Genomic DNA, 4,788 nt, shown 5'->3' with positions numbered 1-4,788 from the left:
TACTCAGAAGAACTGGGAGAAGGACAATGTCCTTACTGGTGAGATCATGAAGACTCTGTACTCCACCACTGAACGGGATTTCATATTCACCGTCAGCGTACAGGGACATGGAAGATACCCATCAGAGCTTGACGAGGAGAATTACAGTTACCCTATAAAGGTTGCCGGAACAGGCGATGAGAGCCTTGATACACAGTGGACATATTACTGTAACCAGCTCCACGAGATGGACGATTTCATTGGCAAGCTTATAGACAGACTTAAGGCGTACGATGAGCCGGTCGTTCTCGTTATGTATGGAGACCATCTTCCTGGATTTGAGATCACAGAGGACGATATAACCAACGGAGACCTTTACCAGACAGAGTATTTTGTCTGGAGCAATATGAAGAACTTCCCGGTTGAGGATGAGGATATAGAGGCATATCAGCTCAGCACAAAGGTGTTTGATATGCTGGGATTTGAGAAGAGCTATGTGCAGAAGTTCCAGTCAAAGTACAAGCCGGGCTATGCAAACTATGATGATGATCTCGAGAACATTGAGTATGATATGCTTTATGGACAGAGATACATGTATCCTGATGGATGGCCATATGAGCCGACGAATATGAAATACGGCATAAGCAAGATCAGGATCTCGGAGATCACAAAGGGCGTGTATGTGCCACCGGTTGATGAAGAAGCGGATTTCACGGCAAATGATGGTTCCGGGGACGGTGAGAGTGCTGAGGAGCCACAGCCTATGAATGGATATTATATCCACGGAAGCAACTTCAATGAATGTACATTTGTGTGGATAGATGATGCCTTTTTGAAGGAGACTATCTATATAGACAGAGATACGCTGTTTCTTCCATATGAGGACTCGTTTGAGGCGGGCAAGGAGATATCCGTGGCGCAGGTCGGAGACGACAGTATAGATTTCGGAGTGGAAGACACTTATGTATATAAGGGAGATCCTGAAGATCCGGAGGACACAGAGACAAATGTGACCACGGAGACGGAAGAACTGCCTTGACAAGAACTATATAATTTGTTAGCATGTTTAAAAAGTTACATCACCCAACGCGATAAGTGTTGGGTGATGTGTTTTCTCTATTAAGGCTAATTGACGTACATAATGAGCACAATGCTCTTATTAAATATTTTACAGAAAGAGAGAGAAGAAAATGGGTAAGATTATTGGCGAAGGAATTACATTTGATGACGTTTTATTGGTACCTGCTTATTCTGAGGTATTACCAAATGACGTTGACCTTACAACAAAGCTGACACAGAAGATTAAGTTGAACATTCCTCTTATGAGTGCCGGTATGGACACAGTTACAGAGCACAGAATGGCTATTGCCATGGCTCGTCAGGGTGGTATCGGAGTTATCCACAAGAACATGTCCATAGAGAAGCAGGCAGAGGAAGTTGACAAGGTAAAACGTTCAGAGAACGGTGTAATATCAGATCCATTTTACTTATCTCCAGAGCATACACTGGCAGATGCTGACGAGCTTATGAGCAAGTTCAGAATCTCAGGTGTACCTATCACAGAGGATGGCAAGCTTGTTGGAATCATAACCAACCGTGACCTGAAGTTTGAGAAGGACTACACCAAGAAGATCAAGGAGTCAATGACATCTGAGGGTCTTGTTACAGCAAAGGAGGGAATCACACTTGACGAGGCTAGAGAGATCCTTGGAAAGGCTCGTAAGGAGAAGCTTCCTATCGTTGATGACGATTTCCATCTGAAGGGACTCATCACGATCAAGGATATTGAGAAGCAGATCAAGTACCCATATTCAGCACATGACGCACAGGGCAGACTTCTCTGTGCAGCAGCAGTAGGATGTACAGCCAACATCCTCGACAGAGTTGCAGAGCTCGTATCAGCAAAGGTTGATGCGATAGTTATAGATACAGCACATGGACATTCAGCCAACGTTCTGAGAACCTTCAAGATGGTTAAGGAGAAGTATCCTGACCTTCAGGTTATTGCCGGTAACGTTGCAACAAGATCAGGCGCACAGGCTATGATCGACATGGGTGTAGATGCAGTCAAGATCGGTATCGGACCTGGTTCTATCTGTACAACAAGAGTTGTTGCAGGTATCGGTGTACCACAGATCACAGCTATCATGCAGGCATATGATGCAGCTATGAATGCCGGAATCCCTGTTATCGCAGATGGCGGTATCAAGTATTCAGGAGATATCACAAAGGCTCTGGCAGCAGGTGCCAACGTATGTATGATGGGAAGCCTGTTCGCAGGTACAGATGAGGCTCCTGGTGATTTCGAGCTTTATCAGGGACGTAAGTACAAGGTATACAGAGGTATGGGATCTATAGCAGCCATGGAGAATGGTTCTAAGGACAGATACTTCCAGGAGAACGCAAGAAAGCTTGTTCCAGAGGGCGTTGAGGGTCGTGTGGCATACAAGGGATCACTTGAGGATACAGTATTCCAGCTCATCGGTGGACTTCGTTCAGGTATGGGTTACTGCGGAGCAAAGAACATTGCAGAGCTTCATGAGAAGGCAGAGTTCGTCAAGATTTCAGCAGCTTCACTCAAGGAGAGCCATCCACATGATATCCATATCACAAAGGAAGCTCCTAACTACAGTGTAGAGTAATAGAAATTTGCATAGATGATTTCAGATAAGAGGATGCATATCTGTCAGATATGCATCCTTTTTTCTTGACACCGTTCTGTTATGTGAGATAATGGAGAATAGGTGTCTTAGAAAAGAGGTGTTTGGATATTTATGAAGGTAAACAATCCAGGTAAAAAAGATCTTGACCAGCTTGTGATGCTTGAGCAGGAGACATTTCCTGAGGCTGAGGCAGCAAGCCGGGAGTCTATAGAGCGAAGACTGAAGGCACACAGAGAAACCTTCTGGGTGCTCAAGAAGGACGGACGAATAATAGCAGGTATAAATGGCATTACTACTAATGAGAAGGATTTGAGCGATGCCATGTATACGGGCGAGGACTTCTACGACAAGAAGGGTCGCTGGCTTATGATATTCGGCGTGTCAACTCTGCCGGACTATCAGCACAATGGATATGCGGCGAAGATAATGCATGAGGTTCTTCAGGAGACGGTCAAATGTAAACTCGACGGAGTCGTCCTCACATGTAAAGAGAACATGATCCCATTCTACGAACAATTTGGTTTTGTGGATGAGGGCGTGAGTGAATCTGAGCATGGCGGTGTCGTCTGGCATCAGATGAGGATAAGGCGCAGAGATATAAAACGTGATTATAAGCAGGATGTGATTGATTGTATAGTGATAGTAGTTGTGGCCGCCGTACTGGCATTTCTGCTGGGACGATTTGTGATATTAAACTGTAATGTACCTACTGGTTCCATGCTTGAGACAATACAGCTTGGAGACAATATAATAGGAAGCAGGCTTACATATAAGTTCTCTGATCCTGAGCGTGGCGATATAGCCATATTCAAGTGGCCGGACGATGAGTCCCAGGTATATATCAAGAGAATCATAGGACTGCCGGGTGAGACCGTGGAGATCATAGATGGTAAGGTATATATAAATGGAAGTGATACTCCGCTCAAGGAGGATTATCTGAGTGATGAGGCAAGGACTGACGTAAGATCGTTTGGACCGTATCAGGTTCCTGAGGACTGTTACTTTATGCTGGGAGACAACAGACCAAACTCAGCGGATGCCAGACTTTGGGAGAATACCTATGTGAAGCGTGACAAAATACTTGCCAAAGCAGAATTTGTGTATTTCCCATTTTCACAGATAACATGGCTTGGAAACGGAGCAGAGTATTAGATTGTATGTCATGATGGATAATCAGAGGAGATGGTCACATGAACAGAGTAAGATTTGACATGCATTGTCATACGGCTGAGGGATCACCCGATGCCAAAGTAAAGATTCTTGATTATATTGATCTGTTAAAGCAGCGTGGTTTTCACGGAATGCTGGTCACAGACCATGATTCATATTCCGGATACAAAGCCTACTTAAGGCAGAAAGATAAGGTGAAGGATTTCTCTGTGCTCAGAGGCATCGAGTATGATACGTTTGACTATGGACATTTCCTCATCGTACTGCCATCAGATACACCTGAGGAGGTGTACGACCTGTTTGAACATAGGGGCATGGCGCTTATCAGGGTGATATGGCTTGTGCACGAGTGCGGCGGTATACTTGGCCCAGCTCATCCATTTGGCGAGAAGTTCATGAGCTTTGGCAGCACGAGAAGGCTTGGCATGATAGAGCACAGACTATATGCACAGCATTTTGACTTCATAGAGGGATATAATTGCTGTGAATCAGCCAAGAGGAATAAGATGGCCAGAAGGCTTGCGTCATACTATGATATACCTGTTTTTGGTGGAAGCGATGCCCATAAGGAGAACTGTGTCGGACTTGCAGGTACATATCTTCCGGATTATATACATTCGGAGGATGATCTGATAAATTATATAAATGACGGCAATCATCCCGAGGTTGGCGGAAAGAGATACCCGAAGACCTTGAAGGACAAGATAGGACCTGCCGGTAAATTCCTGACGTATGGATTTTATTTATACAATATATATGGCGCATTCCGAAATTATCCTGCGAGATGTCGCGCATACTTTGCGGCATCGGCAAAACTGAAGGCAAAAATGAAAAGTAACTGTCCAGACAGGGGACTGGATAGCAAAAAATAAAAGCAAAAACAGAAAGGGCGATTATGAATAAGAAGGAAAGAAGTAATTTTACGGGGACGCTGGGCTTTGTTATGGCAGCAGCGGGAAGTGCGGTAGGACTTGGA

The 4,788-nt window shown here is 44.7% G+C and carries 4 protein-coding genes; all 4 read left to right on the top strand.

Annotated elements, in window-relative coordinates:
- The coding region (locus CCU_RS05920) for a sulfatase-like hydrolase/transferase (RefSeq protein WP_208896031.1) at positions 1 to 1,018 on the top strand (1,018 nt) is incomplete at its 5' end.
- A gap of 151 nt (positions 1,019 to 1,169) precedes the next feature.
- Positions 1,170 to 2,621 (top strand): IMP dehydrogenase, encoded by a 1,452-nt coding sequence (gene guaB / locus CCU_RS05915; protein ID WP_015533942.1) that lies wholly within the window; start codon positions 1,170 to 1,172, stop codon positions 2,619 to 2,621.
- Positions 2,622 to 2,753: 132 nt separating this feature from the next.
- Complete coding sequence (gene lepB / locus CCU_RS05910) at positions 2,754 to 3,794, top strand: signal peptidase I (protein WP_015533941.1); 1,041 nt, start codon at positions 2,754 to 2,756, stop codon at positions 3,792 to 3,794.
- A 38-nt stretch (positions 3,795 to 3,832) separates the two neighbouring features.
- Positions 3,833 to 4,684: a PHP-associated domain-containing protein gene (locus CCU_RS05905; protein WP_015533940.1), complete on the top strand. Its 852-nt coding sequence runs from the start codon at positions 3,833 to 3,835 to the stop codon at positions 4,682 to 4,684.
- The last annotated feature ends 104 nt before the right edge of the window (positions 4,685 to 4,788 follow it).

It is taken from the genome of Coprococcus sp. ART55/1, assembly GCF_000210595.1.
Lineage (GTDB): Bacteria > Bacillota > Clostridia > Lachnospirales > Lachnospiraceae > Coprococcus > Coprococcus aceti.
Note: the sequence above shows the minus strand (reverse complement) of the source record. Positions and strands in the feature narration are given on the sequence as shown.